The organism is Streptomyces sp. NPDC055243, from assembly GCF_044544025.1.
Taxonomy (GTDB): domain Bacteria; phylum Actinomycetota; class Actinomycetes; order Streptomycetales; family Streptomycetaceae; genus Streptomyces.
This window is the reverse complement of sequence record NZ_JBITWR010000004.1, coordinates 104,983-122,171: the sequence shown is the minus strand read 5'-3', so window position 1 is coordinate 122,171 and position 17,189 is coordinate 104,983. Positions and strand designations below refer to the sequence as shown.

Here is a 17,189-nt window from a genome sequence, read left to right as displayed (position 1 = left end):
GGAGGAGGAGAGGGCCGCGTGAGGGTCGGGGACGAGCTGCCGGAGCTCACCATCCCGGTCACCCGGACGCTGATCGTCTCCGGTGCGATCGCGTCGCGGGACTACCAGGACGTGCACCACGACTCGGTGGCCGCCCAGGAGAAGGGCTCCCCCGACATCTTCATGAACATCCTGACCACGAACGGCCTGGTCGGCCGGTACATCACGGACCACTTCGGCTCCGGGGCGATCCTGCGCAAGGTGGCGATCCGGCTGGGGGCGCCGAACTATCCGGGGGACACGATGGTGTTGACCGGTTCCGTGGAGCAGGTCGAGGGCGATACGGCCACGGTGCGGGTGGTCGGGGCCAACGGCATCGGCAAGCACGTCACCGGAACGGTCAGGGTCACGGTCCCGGGCGGGGCTTCCGCCGGGCCACCAGGCGGGGCGTCCGGCGCTGCGTCCGTTGGGGAGTCCGTCGGGAAGTCCGTGGGGGCGTCCAACGGGCCTCCCGGCAAGGCGCCCGGCAAGGTCTCCGGCAGGGCGCACCGCGAGGCGTCGGCGGGGGGCGCGGCATGAGCGTACATACGCGCGATCACCTGGGCGGCAAGGCGGCCGTCGTCGGGATCGGGGCGACCGAGTTCTCCAAGGACTCGGGGCGCAGTGAGCTCAGACTCGCCGTGGAGGCGGTGGGCCTCGCGCTCGACGACGCCGGGCTCGGGCCCTCCGACGTCGACGGCATGGTCACGTTCACCATGGACACGAACCCGGAGATCACCGTCGCGCAGGCGGCCGGGATCGGGGAGCTCTCGTTCTTCTCACGCGTCCACTACGGCGGAGGCGCGGCCTGCGCGACCGTCCAGCAGGCGGCGCTCGCGGTGGCGACCGGAGTGGCCGAAGTCGTCGTCTGTTATCGCGCGTTCAACGAGCGTTCGGGGCGGCGGTTCGGCTCGGGCGTGCAGCACAGGGAGCCGTCGGCGGAGGGCGCGGCGCTCGGCTGGGCCCTGCCGTTCGGGTTGCTGACCCCGGCCTCCTGGGTGGCGATGGCGGCCCAGCGCTATCTGCACACCTACGGCCTGACCCCCGACGCCTTCGGCCATGTGGCGGTCACCGACCGGAAGTACGCGGCGACCAACCCGGCGGCCTATTTCCACGGTAAGCCGATCACGCTCGCCGATCACGCCGCCTCGCGCTGGATCGTCGAGCCGCTGCGGCTCCTGGACTGCTGTCAGGAGACCGACGGTGGGCAGGCCATCGTCGTGACGAGCGTGGAGCGGGCCCGGGATCTGCCGAATCCGCCGGTGGTGATCACGGCGGCGGCCCAGGGCGCGGGCCGGGCGCAGGAGCAGATGACCAGCTTCTACCGCGACGACCTGAGCGGGCTGCCCGAAATGAGCGTGGTGGCAAGACAGTTGTGGCGGAGTTCTGGTCTGGCGCCCGGGGACATGGACGTGGGCATTCTCTACGACCACTTCACGCCGTTCGTGCTGATGCAGCTGGAGGAGTTCGGTTTCTGCGGGCCGGGTGAAGCGGCGGACTTCGTGGCCGAGGAGGCGCTGCCGCTGAACACGCACGGAGGGCAGCTCGGGGAGGCGTATCTGCACGGGATGAACGGCATAGCGGAGGCGGTCAGACAGGTGCGCGGCACGTCCGTGAACCAGATACCGGACGCCGCGCGCACTCTGGTCACGGCGGGCACCGGTGTCCCCACGTCGGGGTTGATTCTGGCGGCGGACGGCTGAACGCGGCGCGTGTTCCGGGCGTGGCGCGTGCGCGGCGCGGGCTCCGGGCCCTTCACTCTGCGTATGCGTTGCAGAAAGCTGATGATGGGATTTGTCCTCGCCGTCGCCCTCACCGCCCTGGCCGAGGGCGTACCGCCGACCAGCGCCGTGAGCCGGGCCGAGGCCGTGGGCCGCGAGGCTGGAGCTGGAGCTGGAACTGGGGCCGGAGCCGGGGGCGGAGCTGGAGCTGAGGGTCGTGCGGCTGGGTGGCCCGCCGGGGTCTCGACCTTCCGGGGCAAGGCCTTCGACACCTGCCTCGCCCCGTCCTCCGACACGATGCGCCGCTGGAAGGCCTCCGCCTACGGAGCGGTGGGCGTCTATTACGCGGGCCGCGGCCGGGCGTGCAAGCGCCAGCCTCAGCTGAACCGCGCCTGGATGCGCACTGTGCGGGGGCAGGGGTGGAAGGTGCTGCCGGTGTACGTCGGTTCGCAGTCGCCCTGCGTCATCGCGAAGCACAAGAAGCACGTACGCATGGGCCGGTATCCCGTGCGGCAGGGGACACGGGAGGGGCGTGACGCGGTACGGAAGGCGAAGGCACTCGGGATGCGGCGGCTCAGCCCGCTCTACTTGGACATGGAGGCGTACAGCTACCGGCAGAAGGAGTGCGCCCACGGCACGCTGGCCTTCGTGCGGGCCTGGGACCGCGAGGTGCGCAGGCTGGGGTACGTACCGGGGTTCTACAGCAGTGCGAGCTCCGGCGTACGGCACATGGAGGCGGCGCGGAAGGCAGGAGTGCGGGACCTGCCGGGGGTGATGTGGTTCGCGCGCTGGCACACGCGGCCCCACCTGTACCGCGAGCCCGCGCTGAGCAAGGGCGCGTGGCACCCCGAGCGGCGCATCCACCAGTACGCGGGGAACGTGAAGGAGCGGCACGGCGGACACACGCTGAAGATCGACCGGAACCTCGTGCACGCGCCGGTGGCCCGGATCGGCTAGGGCGGGAGACCACCCGGGCCGGACCGTGGGCCCGGCCGTCGGGCCCGGCCGTCGGGCCGGACCGGAGTACGGCCTCTCAGGGGTGAACCCTCAGGGGTACGCTCCGCCTCCTCCACCTTCAGGAGGTGGGGCTACCACCCCGCGTACAACCTGAGGCGGACACCTCTTAGGGACCTGCGGCCGATCCGCAGAAGTAGGGGGCGCTTCTAGCGTGGAGCCATGACCGTATCCATGGTGCCCATGTGCACCAGCGCATCGAAGGCCGCGACGCGGACAGCGAGTCCTTCGGCGTATCCGTCGTTCGCGTCGTACGTACGGGCACGTCAGCCCGTGTTGCTGCGCACCGCGCGCTCGCTGACCGCGAATCCGAGCGATGCCGAGGATCTGCTGCAGACCGCCCTCACCAAAACCTACGTGGCGTGGGACCGGATCGAGGACCATCGGGCGCTCGACGGTTACGTGCGCCGGGCCCTGCTGAACACCCGGACCTCGCAGTGGCGCAAGCGCAAGGTCGACGAGTTCGCGTGTGACGAGCTGCCCGAGCCCGAGGTGACGCCGGTCGCGGATCCGGCGGAACAGCAGGTGCTCCGGGACGCGATGTGGCGCGCGATCATGAAGCTGCCCGCGCGGCAGCGGGCGATGGTCGTCCTGCGGTACTACGAGGATCTCAGCGAGGCGCAGACGGCCGAGGTGCTCGGGGTCTCCATCGGCACCGTCAAGAGCGCGGTGTCGCGTGCGCTCGGCAAGCTGCGCGAGGACCCGGAGCTCACCCCGGTCCGCTGATCGCGGCAGCCCGCCGGCCCCGGTTCGCGGCAGCCCGCCGGATGCCGGTTCGTGGCAGCCCGCCGGACCCCGGTCCGCTGATCGTCGCAGTTCCGCCGGACCTTTCTTCTCCCGACCTAGTGACATACCGTGCGGTATGCGGCAAGAATCTGGCGAGCCCTACTGCCAGGTAGGTCATTCGGGAGCCGCCCCGGATGAATGCCGCGCGCCCACCGGGAGGACGCCGTGCTGAGCACGATGCAGGACGTACCACTGACCGTCACCCGCATCCTCCGGCACGGGACGACCGTGCACGGGTCGTCGCAGGTCACCACGTGGACCGGCGAAGCCGCTCCACAGCGCCGCAGCTTCCGCGAGATCGGCGAACGCGCCGCCCAGCTGGCGCACGCGCTGCGCGAGGACCTCGGGGTCGACGGCGACGAACGCGTCGCCACCTTCATGTGGAACAACGCCGAGCATGTCGAGGCCTACTTCGCGGTCCCCTGTATGGGCGCCGTCCTGCACACCCTCAACCTCCGGCTGCCCGCCGACCAGTTGACCTGGATCGTGAACCACGCGGCCGACCGCGTCGTCATCGTCAACGGCTCCCTCATCCCGCTGCTCGCGCCCCTGCTGCCGCAGCTGCCGACCGTCGAGCACCTCGTGGTCTCGGGCCCCGGCGACCGTTCGCCGCTGGCGGGGATCCAGGCGCAGGTGCACGAGTACGAGGACCTGATCGCCGCCAAGCCGACGACGTACGACTGGCCCGAGCTGGACGAGCGCACGGCCGCCGCCATGTGCTACACCTCCGGCACCACCGGCGACCCCAAGGGCGTCGTCTACTCCCACCGCTCCATCTACCTGCACTCCATGCAGGTCAACATGAGCGAGTCGATGGGCCTGACGGACGCGGACACCACGCTCGTCGTCGTCCCGCAGTTCCACGTCAACGCCTGGGGCCTGCCGCACGCGACGCTGATGGCGGGCGTGAACATGCTGATGCCGGACCGGTTCCTCCAGCCCGCGCCGCTCGCCGAGATGATCGAGACGGAGCGGCCCACGCACGCGGCCGCCGTCCCCACCATCTGGCAGGGCCTGCTCGCCGAGCTCACCGCGAAGCCGCGTGACGTCAGCTCGCTCGGCCAGGTCACCATCGGCGGTTCGGCCTGCCCGCCCTCGCTGATGGAGGCGTTCGACAAGCTCGGCATGCGCGTCTGCCACGCCTGGGGCATGACGGAGACCTCCCCGCTCGGCACGGTCGCCCGCCCGCCGGCCAAGTCCATCGGCACGGACGAGGAGTTCGGCTACCGCCTGACCCAGGGCCGCTTCCCGACCGGCGTCGAGGCCCGCCTGGTCGGCCCCGGCGGCGAACACCTGCCCTGGGACGGCGAGGCCGCGGGCGAGCTGGAGGTGCGCGGGCCGTGGATCGCGGGCGCCTACTACGGCGGCGCGGGCGGCGAGGACCTCAAGCCCGAGGACAAATTCAGCGCGGACGGCTGGCTGAAGACCGGCGACGTCGGCGTGATCACCCCCGACGGCTTCCTCACCCTCACCGACCGTGCGAAGGACGTCATCAAGTCGGGCGGCGAGTGGATCTCCAGCGTCGAGCTGGAGAACGCGATCATGGCCCACCCGGACGTCGCGGAGGCGGCGGTCGTCGCCGTACCCGACGACAAGTGGGGCGAACGTCCGCTCGCCACGGTCGTGTTGAAGGAGGGCGCGAGCCTCGAATACGCGGCCCTGCGCGACTTCCTCGCGGGCACCATCGCCAAGTGGCAGCTGCCCGAGCGCTGGGCGATCGTGCCGGCCGTGCCCAAGACGAGCGTCGGCAAGTTCGACAAGAAGGTGCTGCGCAAGCAGTACGCCGAAGGCGAGCTGGACGTCACCAAGCTCTGACGCAGGGCTTCACCCGCGATACCGATGCGCCGCTCCCCCACAGGGGGGCGGCGCATCGCCGTATGTCCGCGCCCTGAGGCCTAGTTCGTACCGATCTTCGCCAGCAGGTCCACGATGCGGCCCTGCACCTCGGTGCTCGTCGAGCGCTCCGCGAGGAACAGCACCGTCTCCCCCGCCGCGAGCCGCGGCAGCTCCGTCTGGTCGACGGCGGCGGTGTAGACGACGAGCGGCGTGCGGTTCAACTGGCCGTTCGCGCGCAGCCAGTCGATGATCCCGGCCCTGCGCCGACGCACCTGCATCAGGTCCATCACCACCAGGTTCGGCCGCATCTGCGCCGCGAGCGTCACCGCGTCCGCGTCGCTCTCGGCCCGCGCGACCTGCATGCCGCGCCGCTCCAGCGTCGCGGTCAGGGCGAGCGCGATCTCCTCGTGCTCCTCGATGAGCAGGACGCGCGGCGGGTGCTGCTCGCTGTCGCGCGGTGCGAGGGCTTTCAGGAGTACGGCGGGGTCGGCGCCGTACGCCGCCTCGCGCGTCGCCTGGCCGAGGCCCGCCGTGACGAGCACGGGAACCTCCGCGGCCACGGCGGCCGTGCGCAGCGACTGCAGCGCCGTACGCGTGATCGGTCCCGTCAGCGGGTCCACGAACAGGGCCGCGGGGAAGGCGGCGATCTGGGCGTCGACCTCCTCGCGGGAGTTCACGATGACGGGACGGTAGCCGCGGTCGCTCAGCGCCTGCTGGGTGGTGACGTCGGGCGCGGGCCAGACGAGGAGGCGGCGCGGGTTGTCCAGCGGCTCGGGCGGCAGTTCGTCGTCCATGGGCTGCGGCTGGGGACGGTTGGCGACCTCGACGGCGCCGCCGGGGCCGTCCAGCGGCTCCGGGCCCTCGTCGGCGTCCTCGTCCGGTGCGCCGATCGCGTACGAGCGCCCCGTGCCCTCGCTGGAGGACGCGATCCGGGACTGCGGGTGGGCCTGCGCCTGGGGGTGCGGGCGGGCCGCGGCCTCGGGGCGGTCGTCCGCCGCGGGGTCGGGGGGAGTGGAGAGCCTGCGGCGACGCCCCGAGCCACTGACGGAGCCGCCGAGCGAGCCGCCACCGCCGAGGGTGTGGGACTGCGACTGCCCCGGCGCCTGCTCGGGCAGCGGGCCCGCGGTGGGCAGAGGGCCCGCGGTGGGCCGCGGGGCGGCCGGGGCCGGGGCGGCGGCCTTGGCCTGCTCCTGGTCCTTCGCAGGCGCCTGCGGCGGTACCGGCCCCGCGGCCCCGGCGGCCTGCTGGGCCGGAGGCGCCTGCGGGGGCAGCGGAGGCTGCGGTGCCTGCGGGATCTGAGGATTCTGCGGATTCTGCGGTGCCTGTGGATTCTGCGGTGCCGCAGCCGGAGCCTGGCCCTGCTGGAGCCCGAGGCGGCGCTGCTGCTGCTCGGCGATCTGCTGGCCGAACGGCACACCCTGCCCGAGCGTACGCACGCTGATCGCGCGCCCCTGCGTCGAGTTGGGGTCGCCGGGCGCGGCCTCGGCGGGCAGCGGCTGCGCGGCCCGCTCCTCCGTACCGCGCTCGGGCGGGAGCGCGACGCCCCTGCCGGGTGTGTGGACGCCTCGCGCGGGAGTGCCTTCGGCGTACGTCGTGGGCTGCGAGGGAGTACCGGCGGGCGGGGTCCCTTGCGCGTCCCCCGCGGGACGCGACCGGCGGCGGCCCGTCGGCGTCTGTGCCGGGTGGGGCTGCGGCGGGGTGTGGTCGTCGGCGGGGTGGTGCAGGGCCGCTTCGTGCTGACCCGTGTCGTCCTGGTCCGCGGAGGCGGGCGGCAGCGCGAAGACGCGCCCGCTGGGAGCCTCCTCGGCGGCGGCCCGCTCCTTGGCGGCGGCCAGCGCGCGGCGGCGTCGTCCCGTCGGCCGGGGCGAGGCCTCGCCCGCGTCACCGGTGGAGCCGGGCGACCCCGCGACAGCCATAGCCGTCCCGGCCCCGGAGCCACTGCCCCCGGAACCCCCGGCGGCAGCACCCTCCTGCCCGCCACCACCCGAAGGCAGAGCGGGCGGCAACGCCAACTGCTCATCGCTCCGCCGATCCCGCTGCCCGGCAGGAGCCACGCCACCCGCGGGCACCGGCACACCCTGCGGCGGCACCGTCTGCCCCAGAGCCGCCGACCCGGCGGCATGCTCGGCGGCGGTCACCACGGAGCCCACGGACCCCGCAGAGCCTGCGGCACCCGCCGACCCTTCCGCGACGCTGGGCCTTGCGCGCCGCCGCCCGGTACCACCAGAAGTCTGAGAAGCCTCGGCCGGCGCGGGCGCCGCCGAAGCAACGGGTGCCTCGACCGAAGCCGCGGCCTCAGCGGCAACCGCAGCCTGCGCCCCAGCAGCCCCCGCAGCCTCAGCCGCCTGCGCGGCCTCAGCCTCCGCCGCACGCCGACCACGCCGCCGCCCGGTCCCACTGGGCGCAGCCCCGCCCAGGGAGTCGGCGCCGGTGCCCCCCGAAGTCGCGTCCCCGGAAACCGAGCTCTCCAGGAACGAGTCCACCGAGGGGCCGGCAGCACGCCGGGCCCGTCGCCTCCCGCCACCCGTGGCGGGAGAAGCCTGCGCGGGCACCACGACGGAAGAGCCGACGGAAGAGTCGCCAGAGGACCCACCAGATGTTCCACCAGAGGCCCCGTCCGAGGCCCCGGCGGAGGAGTCCAAGGCACCGCCAACCACCGCAGGGGCAACGGAGACCGCCCCGCCCCCCGCACCGATCGGCACCTCAAGGACGTACGCCGTGCCGCTCATCCCCGGCACCTCGTGCGTCTGCAGCACGCCGCCGTGCGCCCGCACGATGCCCCGGACGATCGGCTCGTGCACCGGGTCTCCCCCGGCGTACGGCCCCCGCACCTCGATGCGCACGACCTCGCCGCGCTGAGCGGCGGCCACGACCACGGTCGAGTCCACGTACCCACCGGCGGTGACGGCCGAAGGGGCGGCGCCGGCGCGCGCGTTGCCCGTGGCGTCGATGCCCGCCACGTCGGCGACCAGGTGGGCGAGGGCCGTGGCGAGCCGCCCCGGGTCCACCTCGACCTCGATCGGCGGCGCGTGCACCGCGAACTGCGCGCGTCCGGGCCCGATCAGCTCGACCGCGCCCTCGACGCCGCTCGCGACGACGGCGTCGAGCATGACCTTCACGCACGACAACTGATCGGCACCCGAGTCGAGCAGTTGGAAGCCCAGCACGTTGTCGACGAGGGTGGTGATGCGCGCGTACCCGGCCGAAAGGTGATGAAGGACCTGATTCGCCTCGGGCCACAACTGCCCGGCGTCATCGGCGGCGAGAGCCGCCAGCTCGCGCCGCAGCTCGTCGAGCGGACCCCGCAGGGACGACCCGAGCACGGCGAGCAGCTGCTCGTGCCGCGCGGCCAGCGCGTCGTACCGCGTCTTCTCGCTCTCCGCGAGCTCCTCGAACCGGTCCTTCTCGCGCTCGGCGAGCGCCGCGTACCGCTCCTGCTCGGCGGCGATCTCCTCGGCGCGCTGCTCGGCGGCGGCGGCGAGTTCGGCGGCGTGCCGCTCGGTGGCGGCCCGCAGCTCCTCCGTGCGCCGCTCGGTCGCGGCCTGCATCTCCTGCGCGTGCGCGGCGAGCGCGGCCTCGTGCTCCTCGGCCAGCGCGTCGTAGGGCCGCCGGTCGGTGAACGTCATGACCGCGCCGACGAGCTGGTCGCCGTCCCGCACCGGCGCCGTCGTCAGGTCGACCGCGACCCGGTCGCCGCTCTTGGACCACAGGACCTGTCCGCGCACCCGGTGCTTGCGCCCGGAGCGCAGGGTGTCGGCGAGCGGGGACTCCTCGTACGGGAAGGGCTCGCCGTCGGCGCGCGAGTGGAGCACCAGGTTGTGCAGTTCCTGCCCGCCCAGGTCGCTGGCCCGGAAGCCGAGTATCTGCGCGGCGGCCGGATTGACGAGGACGACCCGTCCGTCGGTGTCCGTCCCGACGACGCCTTCGGCGGCGGCACGCAGGATCATCTCGGTCTGCCGCTGGGAGCGCGCGAGTTCGGCCTCGGTGTCCACGGCGCCCGAAAGGTCGCGTACGACGAGCATGAGCAACTCGTCGCCGGTGTAGCCGTAATTGTCGTAGGCGTCCCGGATGTCCTCGAGGTTCGAGCTGGTGACCTCGACGGGGAACTCGCTGCCGTCCGTACGCCGCGCGGTCATCCGCGTCGGCTTGGTCCGCCCGCGCTCGTCGATGGATTCGGGCCTGCGCATCGATCCGGGAATGAGCCGGGAGTCGAACTCCGGCAACAGATCGAGGAGCCCGCGCCCCACGAGGGCGGTGCCCGGCGTCTCGAACGCCTCGAGCGCGATCGCGTTCGCGTTCACGACGGTCCCGTTCGCGTTCACGAGGACCAGCGCGTCCGGAAGCGCGTCGAGTATGGCTGCGAGGCGAGCAGCGCCTCGGGATGGCCTGCTGCTCACGACGACGCTTCCTCCCTGGTTACTGCTGCTTGCCGACTCGCCCAGGCCATCTTGCCCCGCGGCCCGCGGCGTGTCACGGGAGGGAGTCTACGGGGAGAGGTTGTGCGCGCGACGCCGGATGAGAGGGAGGTCGCACGCAGAAGATGTGAGGCTTCCGTACCGCCTGGTCACGACGGGGTGGCGGGCGGACGGATTCAGCCGTGGCCGGGAACCGGTCACGGCTGTGGCCAGAACCGATCGCCGGGGCTAGCGCGCGATGTCGGGCAGCACCGGGACGAGCTTGTTCCACCGGGAGATCTCGCATCCGTTGCTGCGGCTGTACGTCGCGTCGACGGGCCGGCCGTGCCAGGTGCCGGTGACGTGCGCGGTGGCGGGGCCGCCGTACTGCATGGTGCAGATCGAGTCGGCGGGCGTGGGCGAGAAGGTGTCACGGCCCCACGTGCCTTCGTCGAGCTTCGAGCACGCCTCCTTGGCCTGGGGGTGCGTACCGCCCGACGGGTGACATTCCAGCTTGTACGTCCCGTCGTACCCGTCCCCGGCGTCGGTGACCTCCACCGTGAGCCGGTCGGGGGCCGGCTCGGTCAGCGGCGTCGACAGGGGCAGGGAGCCCATGTCGGCGTGGGCGACGACGGGAGCGGCGGACAGCGCGGCGAGGGACGCGGCGGCGGTGAGGACGAGACGGCGCAGCATGACGGGGCTCCACTGGGTGCGGGATACCGGGTACGCGAACACGTACGGGCTCTAACGCGTCTAACGCCGTTGACGCCGCGACGTTGCGGGCGCGGAAAGACGCTTTGCTCTGCGGGCCGCCCGACTAGTACCGTGGAAGCCGCGATTGGTGACACGCCGCTCGGCTGTGTCATCATCTGCACGCACCCCGCGCTCGCGCAGGTGTGCAAGCTGGAGGCGTCGCCTAGTCCGGTCTATGGCGCCGCACTGCTAATGCGGTTTGGGACTTAAATCCCATCGAGGGTTCAAATCCCTCCGCCTCCGCTGCAAGATCCCGAAGCCCCGGTCCCCTGGACCGGGGCTTCGGCGTTTCCCCGCCGGGAGGCACGTTTACGCAGGTCGCAAGCGGTGTGGCTAACGGATTTCACATGGCGGCGGCGGTCATGTAATGTTCTTCCTGTCGCCGCGAACGGGCCGAAAGGCCGGAGAGCGAAGACGGAAAACAGAAAAATCAAGCACTCGTAGCTTAACGGATAGAGCATCTGACTACGGATCAGAAGGTTGCAGGTTCGAATCCTGCCGAGTGCACAGTGTCGAAGGCCCCCGGAGATCATCCGGGGGCCTTTCGCGTTGCCCGTACGGCGGTGAAGTGCGGCTCGGCGCCGCCATGGCGGCCCCGGATGTGATCGTCGGCACAGCCCCCAAGGCCCGTGCCGCGGTGAAGACCGTCGATGAGCGGCTCGGCGACCTGAAGGGGCTCAACCGCGCCTTCTACGCGAGCGGCCTCGACCGGCCCGCGGGCCGCAGCGCCGAACTGTCCCTGATGACGCCCGCGGAGACCGAGGCGGATCTGACCGACGCCCTGTTCGCGGCGGCGCTGCCGCAGCCCAAGTCCTCCGACTGCGAGCCCCACTTGCTGAAGGAGATCGGCGGCTACCCCGACACCTTCCTCTTCGAAGCCGTCATCCGCGCCCGCGCCGGAGCACCCAGCGACTACTACGGCGAGAAGTTCGGCCGCGTACTCGCCCGGATCACCGGAGCCCCGGCCGCCACGCAGGACGCGTGGATCGAGGCTGCGGCCGGTGAGATCCGCGCCTGCCGCCCCGTTCCGGAGCCGCCGCGGTGAGTCTTGCGCGGAACCTCAAGGCGGCACGGAACCTCAAGGCGGCACGGAGCCTCAAGGTGGCAAGGAGCCCTCAGGTGAACGCCCTCGTCGCCTTCGTACGGTGCCGTGGGCTGCCCCGGGCCAGCGGCGTCGCGCTGCTCATCGCCCTGGCCGCGACCGCGTTCGCGGGGCAGCGGGTAGCGGTGCCCGAGTTCCGGTACCTGGTCGACTTCAGCGTGCCGGTGGCCGAGGTCGTGCCGCTCGCCCATGCGGTGGTCCTCGCCACCACGCTGTTCTCGCCGATGGCGGACCTGGAGCAGACCGCGGCCCAGCCGATGAGCCGGCTGCGGGGCGGCTACCTCGGGGTGCTGCTCGTCCTGGGCCTCGGGCTGACCGCGCTGCCGCTGCTCACCGGCGCGACCGCGGAGGTGTTCGGCTCCGCGGCCCGCAACGTCGTCGGCCATCTCGGCCTCGGCATGATCAGCGCCCGCCTCCTCGGCAGCGGGCTCGCCTGGCTGCTGCCGCTCGGCATGTTCGGCCCCACGCTGCTGCTCGGCGTGGACAGCGACAACACCCCGGAGCCGTGGGCGTCGTCGCTGCACGCGTCGTCCAGTACCTCGGCCGCTGTCGTGGCCGTGCTGCTGTGGCTGGCCGGAGCGGTCGCGGCCGCCACCGGGCGGCCCCGGCAGACGGAGCGGGCCGAGCAGTAGCGGAGGCGGCGGACCGGGGACGCTGCGCGAGACTGGGGCTATGGAGTGGCGTATCGCGGGGCTGAGCTGGGCGGACAGTGAGCGGCCCGGGCTCGTGTGGGAGCGGGGGGACGTCAGTTCGCTGGTTGTGGGGCGGCGGGTCGGGTTTCGGGCCGTGGGGCGGCGGGAGTGCGTGGGGGCGCGGGGGAATGCCTGTCCTGTGGGCGCCGTCGTGCCGGGGCGGGGGACTCAGGCCCGGTGTGCCGAGTGTGCGCGGCTCGACCGGGCGCATTCCGTGGCCGCCGACACCATCGCGGACGATCCCCGCACCTATCGCGTCTACCTCGCGTGGTTCGGCGTCGGGATGGTCAAGGTCGGGATCACCCGGGAGGAGCGGGGAGCCGCGCGGCTGCTGGAGCAGGGGGCCGTCGCCTTCGCCTGGCTGGGGCGCGGGCCCCTGATGGCCGCGCGGCGGGCCGAGGAGCTGCTGCGGGTCGCCCTCGGGGTGCCGGACCGGATCTCGTACGCGAAGAAGCGGGCCGTCCGGGCCACCTTGCCGGGGGTGGACGAGCGGCGGCGTGAGCTGGAGCGGATGCATGGTTTCGCCCTCGCGCTGCAGGGGTGGCCCGAGTCGCTGGAGCGGGTGGCCCTGGGGGTGCGCGGGGAGCCCGGGGAGCCCGGGGAGTGCGGTGTGGTGGATCACGGGGCGGCCTTCGGGGTGGAGCGGCTTGCGGGGCTCGGCGGGCTCGCCGTCACCGAGCTCGTCGACGGGGGAGTGGTGCTGGGGAGCCTCGTCGCCGTCGCCGGGCCCGATGTCTATCTCGATGACGGTGGGCGTCTCGTCGTGCTCGACAGCCGTCTGCTGCGGGGGTGGCGGCTCGAAGGGGCGCGGGGGGCGGAGCATACGAATGTTCCCGTGCGGGAGGTTCCCGCTGTTCAGGGCGGGCTTTTCTGAGCCCTGGGGCGCCGAAGCTGACCGGATGGTCAAGTCTGGCTGCCCGTACGGCAATGAAGGCGGGGAGAGGGTGGACAGGCGGGTGGGGCGCGGCCGAGTCTGAGGCCATGAGTGATCAGCCCGTCGCACCTGTACCTCCCTTCGAACCGCCCTACTACACCGTCGTGTTCACCTCCGTGCTGGCCGATACCGGTGGCGCATCCGGTGGCGCATCCGGCGGCGCGTCCGGTGCCGACTCCGATTCCGGTGGCGAGACCGGCGCCGACGCCGGGTACGACGAGACCGGCGCCCGCATGGACGAGCTCGTCGCCTCCGTGCCCGGCTTCCTCGGCGTCGAATCCGCGCGGACGCCCGGCGGTCTCGGCATCACCGTCGGCTACTTCCGCGACGAGGAAGCGATCAAGCGGTGGCGCGCCGACGCCGAGCACCGCACGGCACAGAAGCGCGGGCGCGACGAGTGGTACGAGAAGTACGTCGTCCATGTCGCCAAGGTGGAGCGGAGCTACGGTTTTGAGCGGGCATGAGGGCGGCGGGGCCGCCGAGTACGACGGCGGGGCCGCCGAGCACGACGGCGAGGCCCAGGCCGTCCGCGACTTCTGGGAGCGGCTCGGGCTGCCCGGCCTCATCGACGTACACACGCACTTCATGCCCGAGCGCGTGCTGGCCAAGGTGTGGGACTACTTCGATGCCGCCGGACCGCTGACCGGCGTGCGGTGGCCCATCGTCTACCGGCACGAGGAGGAGCAACGCCTTGCCCTGCTCCGTGAGTTCGGGGTCCTCGCCTTCACGTCGATGATCTATCCGCACAAGGCCGGCATGGCGCAGTGGCTCAATGGGTGGGCCGTCGATTTCGCCCGCCGGACCGAAGACTGTCTGCAGACGGCCACCTTCTTTCCCGAGCCGGGAGCCGAGGCGTATGTGCGGGACGCCGTCGACGCCGGTGCGCGGATCTTCAAGTCCCATGTGCAGGTGGGAGGTTACGACCCGAACGATCCCGCGCTCGTCCCCGTCTGGGGGCTGCTCGCCGAGGCCGGTGTCCCCGTCGTCGTGCACTGCGGGTCGGGGCCCGCGCCGGGCAAGCACACCGGGCCCGAGCCGATCGGGCGGCTGCTCGCGCGCCATCCCCGGCTGCGGCTCGTGGTGGCGCACATGGGGATGCCGGAGTACGTCGACTTCCTCGACCTCGCCGAGCGGTACGGCGAGGTCAGGCTGGACACGACCCTGGCGTTCACCGACTTCTGCGAGGAGCTCTCGCCGTTCCCGCGCGCCGAGCTGCCGCGGCTCGCCGATCTGGGTGACCGGATTCTGCTGGGCTCGGACTTCCCCAACACCCCGCACACGTACGCTCATCAGCTGCACGCCCTGGAGCGGCTCGGTCTGGGGGACGACTGGCTGCGCGCGGTCTGTCACGGGAACGCGGCCCGGCTTTTTGGGCTGCCGGGCGGCGGCAGCGCCTAGCGCGAGGGCGTTTCTCAGGGAATTCACAGGTTCTGGCAAGAGCACTCTCAGGGCCGCGGCGCAGGCTGTGTGCCATGACTACGACCTCGCCCCAGGGGCGTACAGAACTGCTCAGGGCGGACGGGAGCCCCGTCCGCGTGCTCGTCGTCGACGACGAGGTGTCGCTGACGGAGCTGCTCTCCATGGCCCTGCGCTACGAGGGCTGGCAGATCCGCAGCGCGGGCGACGGTGCCGGCGCGGTGCGCACCGCCCGTGCCTTCCGGCCCGACGCCGTGGTGCTCGACATGATGCTGCCGGACATGGACGGCCTCGCCGTGCTCGGCCAGCTGCGGCGCGAGCTGCCCGACGTGCCGGTGCTGTTCCTCACGGCCAAGGACGCCGTGGAGGACCGGATCGCCGGGCTCACCGCCGGGGGCGACGACTACGTCACCAAACCCTTCAGCCTGGAGGAGGTCGTGGCGCGGCTTCGCGGGCTCATCCGCCGGGCCGGGGCATCCGACCGGCGCAGCGAGTCCGTGCTCGCCGTCGGGGATCTCACCCTCGACGAGGACAGCCACGAGGTGACGCGGGGCGGGGACTCCATCCACCTCACCGCCACCGAGTTCGAGCTGCTTCGCTATCTGATGCGCAATCCGCGCCGCGTGCTCAGCAAGGCGCAGATCCTCGACCGCGTGTGGAACTACGACTTCGGGGGCCAGGCCAACGTCGTCGAGCTCTACATCTCGTATCTGCGCAGGAAGATAGACGCCGGCCGTGAGCCGATGATCCACACGCGGCGCGGTGCCGGGTATCTGATCAAGCCCGCGCCGTCGACCGAGGCGGCTGCGGCTTCATGAGGCTCGGGCGGCAGCCGCGGCAGCCGCGGTCGCCGCGGTCGCCGCGGTCGCTGCGGTCGCTGCGGTCGCTGCGGTCGCCGCGGTCGCTGCGGACGCGGCTCGTCGTCTCGGCGGTGGCTTTGATCGCCGTCGTCTGCGCGGTGATCGGCACGGTGACGACCATCGCGCTGAGCTCGCACCTGTACGACCAGCTGGACACCTCGCTCGGCACGGTCGCGATGCGGGCGAAGGGTCCGCAGCCCAAGCCGGGGGACGAGGGTCCCGGCGCCCCGTCCGCGGATCAGGGCGATCCGCTGCGGTTCGTCTCCAAGGGTCCGCAGGAGGTCGGCACCATCGGTGCCGTCGTCGAGGACGACGGCTCGGTCGGCCAGGCCCTCGTCAGCAACGAGCCGGACAGCGGAACCTTCGAGCCCGGGACCGATCAGCTCGACGCGGCACAGTCCGCCGCGCTCGCCTCCGTGCCGCGCGACGGGCATCCGCACGACGTCGACATCCCCGGCCTCGGCGGATACCGCGTGGAGTACGCGACCGGGCCGGCCGGCGACTTCCTCGTCGGCATCCCCACCGCCAAGGTGCGGAACACCCTGGAGACGTTGGTCATCGTCGAGGTCAGCGTCACCGCCGCGGGTCTGGTGGCCGCCTCGCTCGCCGGTGCGGCCATGGTCGGCGTCGCGCTGCGCCCGCTGCGCCGGGTCGCGGCGACCGCCACCCGCGTCTCCGAACTCCCGCTGCACAGCGGCGAGGTGACGCTGTACGAACGCGTCCCCGACACGGAGCCGAACACCGAGGTCGGGCAGGTGGGCGCCGCGCTCAACCGCATGCTCGACCACGTGCACTCCGCGCTGCACGCGCGCCAGGAGAGCGAGACGCGGGTACGCCAGTTCGTCGCGGACGCCAGCCACGAGCTGCGTACGCCGCTGGCCTCGATCCGCGGCTACGCCGAACTGACGCGCCGGGGGCGGGAGTCGACGGGTCCCGACACGCGGCACGCGCTGGGCCGCATCGAGTCCGAGGCTCAACGGATGACGGGCCTCGTGGAGGACCTGCTGCTGCTCGCCCGCCTGGACGAGGGGCGTGACGGCGGGCGTGCGGGAGGGGGTGGGCCCGGTGCCCGACTGGCGCTCTCGTATCAGAGCACTGATCTCTCACCGCTGGTCGTGGACACCGTGAGCGACGCGCGGGCCGCGGGCCCCGGGCACTTCTGGGCCCTGGAGCTGCCGGACGAGCCCGCGCTCGTCCTCGCCGACGCGGCCCGCCTCCAGCAGGTTGTCGTCAACCTCCTCGCCAACGCGCGCACGCACACGCCACCGGGCACGAAGGTCACCGCACGCGTGCGGCGGGCCGGACCCGGCGTCCGACTGGAGGTCGAGGACGACGGCCCCGGCATCGCCCCCGCCCTCCTCCCCCACGTCTTCGAACGGTTCGCCCGCGGTGACGCGTCCCGCTCCCGCAACGCCGGGTCCACCGGGCTCGGCCTCGCCCTCGTACAGGCCATAGTCGCGGCCCACGGCGGTCGTGTGACGGTGGACAGCGTGCCGGGACGGACGGTGTTCACGGTGCTGCTGCCCGCCGTGTCGGACGAGGTGTCTGACGCCGTGTCGGACGCGGTGTCGGACGAGGTGTCGCCCCAGGTCAGCGGCGCCGGACGGGACTCACAGGCGGGCCACAGGCTCACCACACAGGCCTGACAGACCACTTGGCGAAT

13 protein-coding genes, 2 tRNA genes and 1 pseudogene are annotated in these 17,189 nt (G+C 72.5%); 14 read left to right on the top strand and 2 right to left on the bottom strand.

All coding sequences use genetic code 11. The features are described from left to right. Positions 1-18 precede the first annotated feature (18 nt). The 5 genes and pseudogenes from ACIGXX_RS13395 to ACIGXX_RS13375 all read left to right on the top strand — a co-directional run. Positions 19-405: pseudogene (locus ACIGXX_RS13395) on the top strand (MaoC family dehydratase); the annotation flags it as partial. A 149-nt stretch (positions 406-554) separates the two neighbouring features. Further along, entirely contained in the window at positions 555-1,721 is a 1,167-nt protein-coding gene (locus ACIGXX_RS13390; protein WP_361470423.1) for a lipid-transfer protein, read from the top strand. A gap of 63 nt (positions 1,722-1,784) precedes the next feature. Then, a complete protein-coding gene (locus ACIGXX_RS13385; RefSeq protein ID WP_399975390.1) occupies positions 1,785-2,696 on the top strand; it encodes a DUF1906 domain-containing protein in 912 nt (303 codons plus the stop codon). Between the two features lie 219 nt (positions 2,697-2,915). Then, positions 2,916-3,479: a SigE family RNA polymerase sigma factor gene (locus tag ACIGXX_RS13380; RefSeq protein WP_249588982.1), complete on the top strand. Its 564-nt coding sequence runs from the start codon at positions 2,916-2,918 to the stop codon at positions 3,477-3,479. Positions 3,480-3,704: 225 nt separating this feature from the next. Beyond that, positions 3,705-5,354: a long-chain fatty acid--CoA ligase gene (locus ACIGXX_RS13375; RefSeq protein WP_366462437.1), complete on the top strand. Its 1,650-nt coding sequence runs from the start codon at positions 3,705-3,707 to the stop codon at positions 5,352-5,354. A gap of 80 nt (positions 5,355-5,434) precedes the next feature. Here the strand turns inward: ACIGXX_RS13375 and ACIGXX_RS13370 are convergent, their stop codons facing one another. Then, positions 5,435-9,772, bottom strand: a complete 4,338-nt coding sequence (locus tag ACIGXX_RS13370; RefSeq protein WP_399975385.1) for a PAS domain-containing protein — start codon at positions 9,770-9,772, stop codon at positions 5,435-5,437. A gap of 246 nt (positions 9,773-10,018) precedes the next feature. After that, the gene (locus ACIGXX_RS13365) at positions 10,019-10,462 is read right to left on the bottom strand and encodes an SSI family serine proteinase inhibitor (RefSeq protein ID WP_351167398.1); all 444 of its coding nucleotides are present in this window, start codon (positions 10,460-10,462) and stop codon (positions 10,019-10,021) included. A gap of 212 nt (positions 10,463-10,674) precedes the next feature. On the opposite strand from ACIGXX_RS13365, the gene ACIGXX_RS13360 reads away from it, so the two are divergent. From ACIGXX_RS13360 to ACIGXX_RS13320, 9 genes are all read left to right on the top strand, one after another. Next, positions 10,675-10,765, top strand: a tRNA-Ser gene (locus tag ACIGXX_RS13360). A 191-nt stretch (positions 10,766-10,956) separates the two neighbouring features. Further along, positions 10,957-11,029: transfer RNA gene (locus ACIGXX_RS13355), tRNA-Arg, on the top strand. 61 nt (positions 11,030-11,090) lie between these two features. Continuing rightward, on the top strand, positions 11,091-11,567 hold the full coding sequence (locus tag ACIGXX_RS13350) for a hypothetical protein (RefSeq protein WP_399975381.1): 477 nt from the start codon (positions 11,091-11,093) through the stop codon (positions 11,565-11,567). A 74-nt stretch (positions 11,568-11,641) separates the two neighbouring features. Then, positions 11,642-12,256, top strand: coding sequence for a hypothetical protein (locus ACIGXX_RS13345; protein WP_399975378.1), 615 nt, complete (start codon positions 11,642-11,644; stop codon positions 12,254-12,256). A 40-nt stretch (positions 12,257-12,296) separates the two neighbouring features. Continuing rightward, on the top strand, positions 12,297-13,190 hold the full coding sequence (locus ACIGXX_RS13340; RefSeq protein WP_351167404.1) for a DUF2797 domain-containing protein: 894 nt from the start codon (positions 12,297-12,299) through the stop codon (positions 13,188-13,190). Between the two features lie 107 nt (positions 13,191-13,297). Beyond that, positions 13,298-13,714 carry an antibiotic biosynthesis monooxygenase gene (locus ACIGXX_RS13335; protein WP_351167406.1) on the top strand — a complete coding sequence of 139 codons (417 nt, stop codon included), beginning with the start codon at positions 13,298-13,300 and terminating at the stop codon, positions 13,712-13,714. Continuing rightward, positions 13,701-14,648: an amidohydrolase family protein gene (locus ACIGXX_RS13330; RefSeq protein ID WP_399975374.1), complete on the top strand. Its 948-nt coding sequence runs from the start codon at positions 13,701-13,703 to the stop codon at positions 14,646-14,648. The genes ACIGXX_RS13335 and ACIGXX_RS13330 overlap by 14 nt, the downstream gene beginning before the upstream one ends. 74 nt (positions 14,649-14,722) lie before the next feature. Continuing rightward, the gene (locus ACIGXX_RS13325; protein ID WP_399975371.1) at positions 14,723-15,484 is read left to right on the top strand and encodes a response regulator transcription factor; all 762 of its coding nucleotides are present in this window, start codon (positions 14,723-14,725) and stop codon (positions 15,482-15,484) included. Further along, positions 15,481-17,172, top strand: a complete 1,692-nt coding sequence (locus ACIGXX_RS13320) for a sensor histidine kinase (RefSeq protein WP_399975368.1) — start codon at positions 15,481-15,483, stop codon at positions 17,170-17,172. The genes ACIGXX_RS13325 and ACIGXX_RS13320 overlap by 4 nt, the downstream gene beginning before the upstream one ends. Positions 17,173-17,189: the final 17 nt, after the last annotated feature.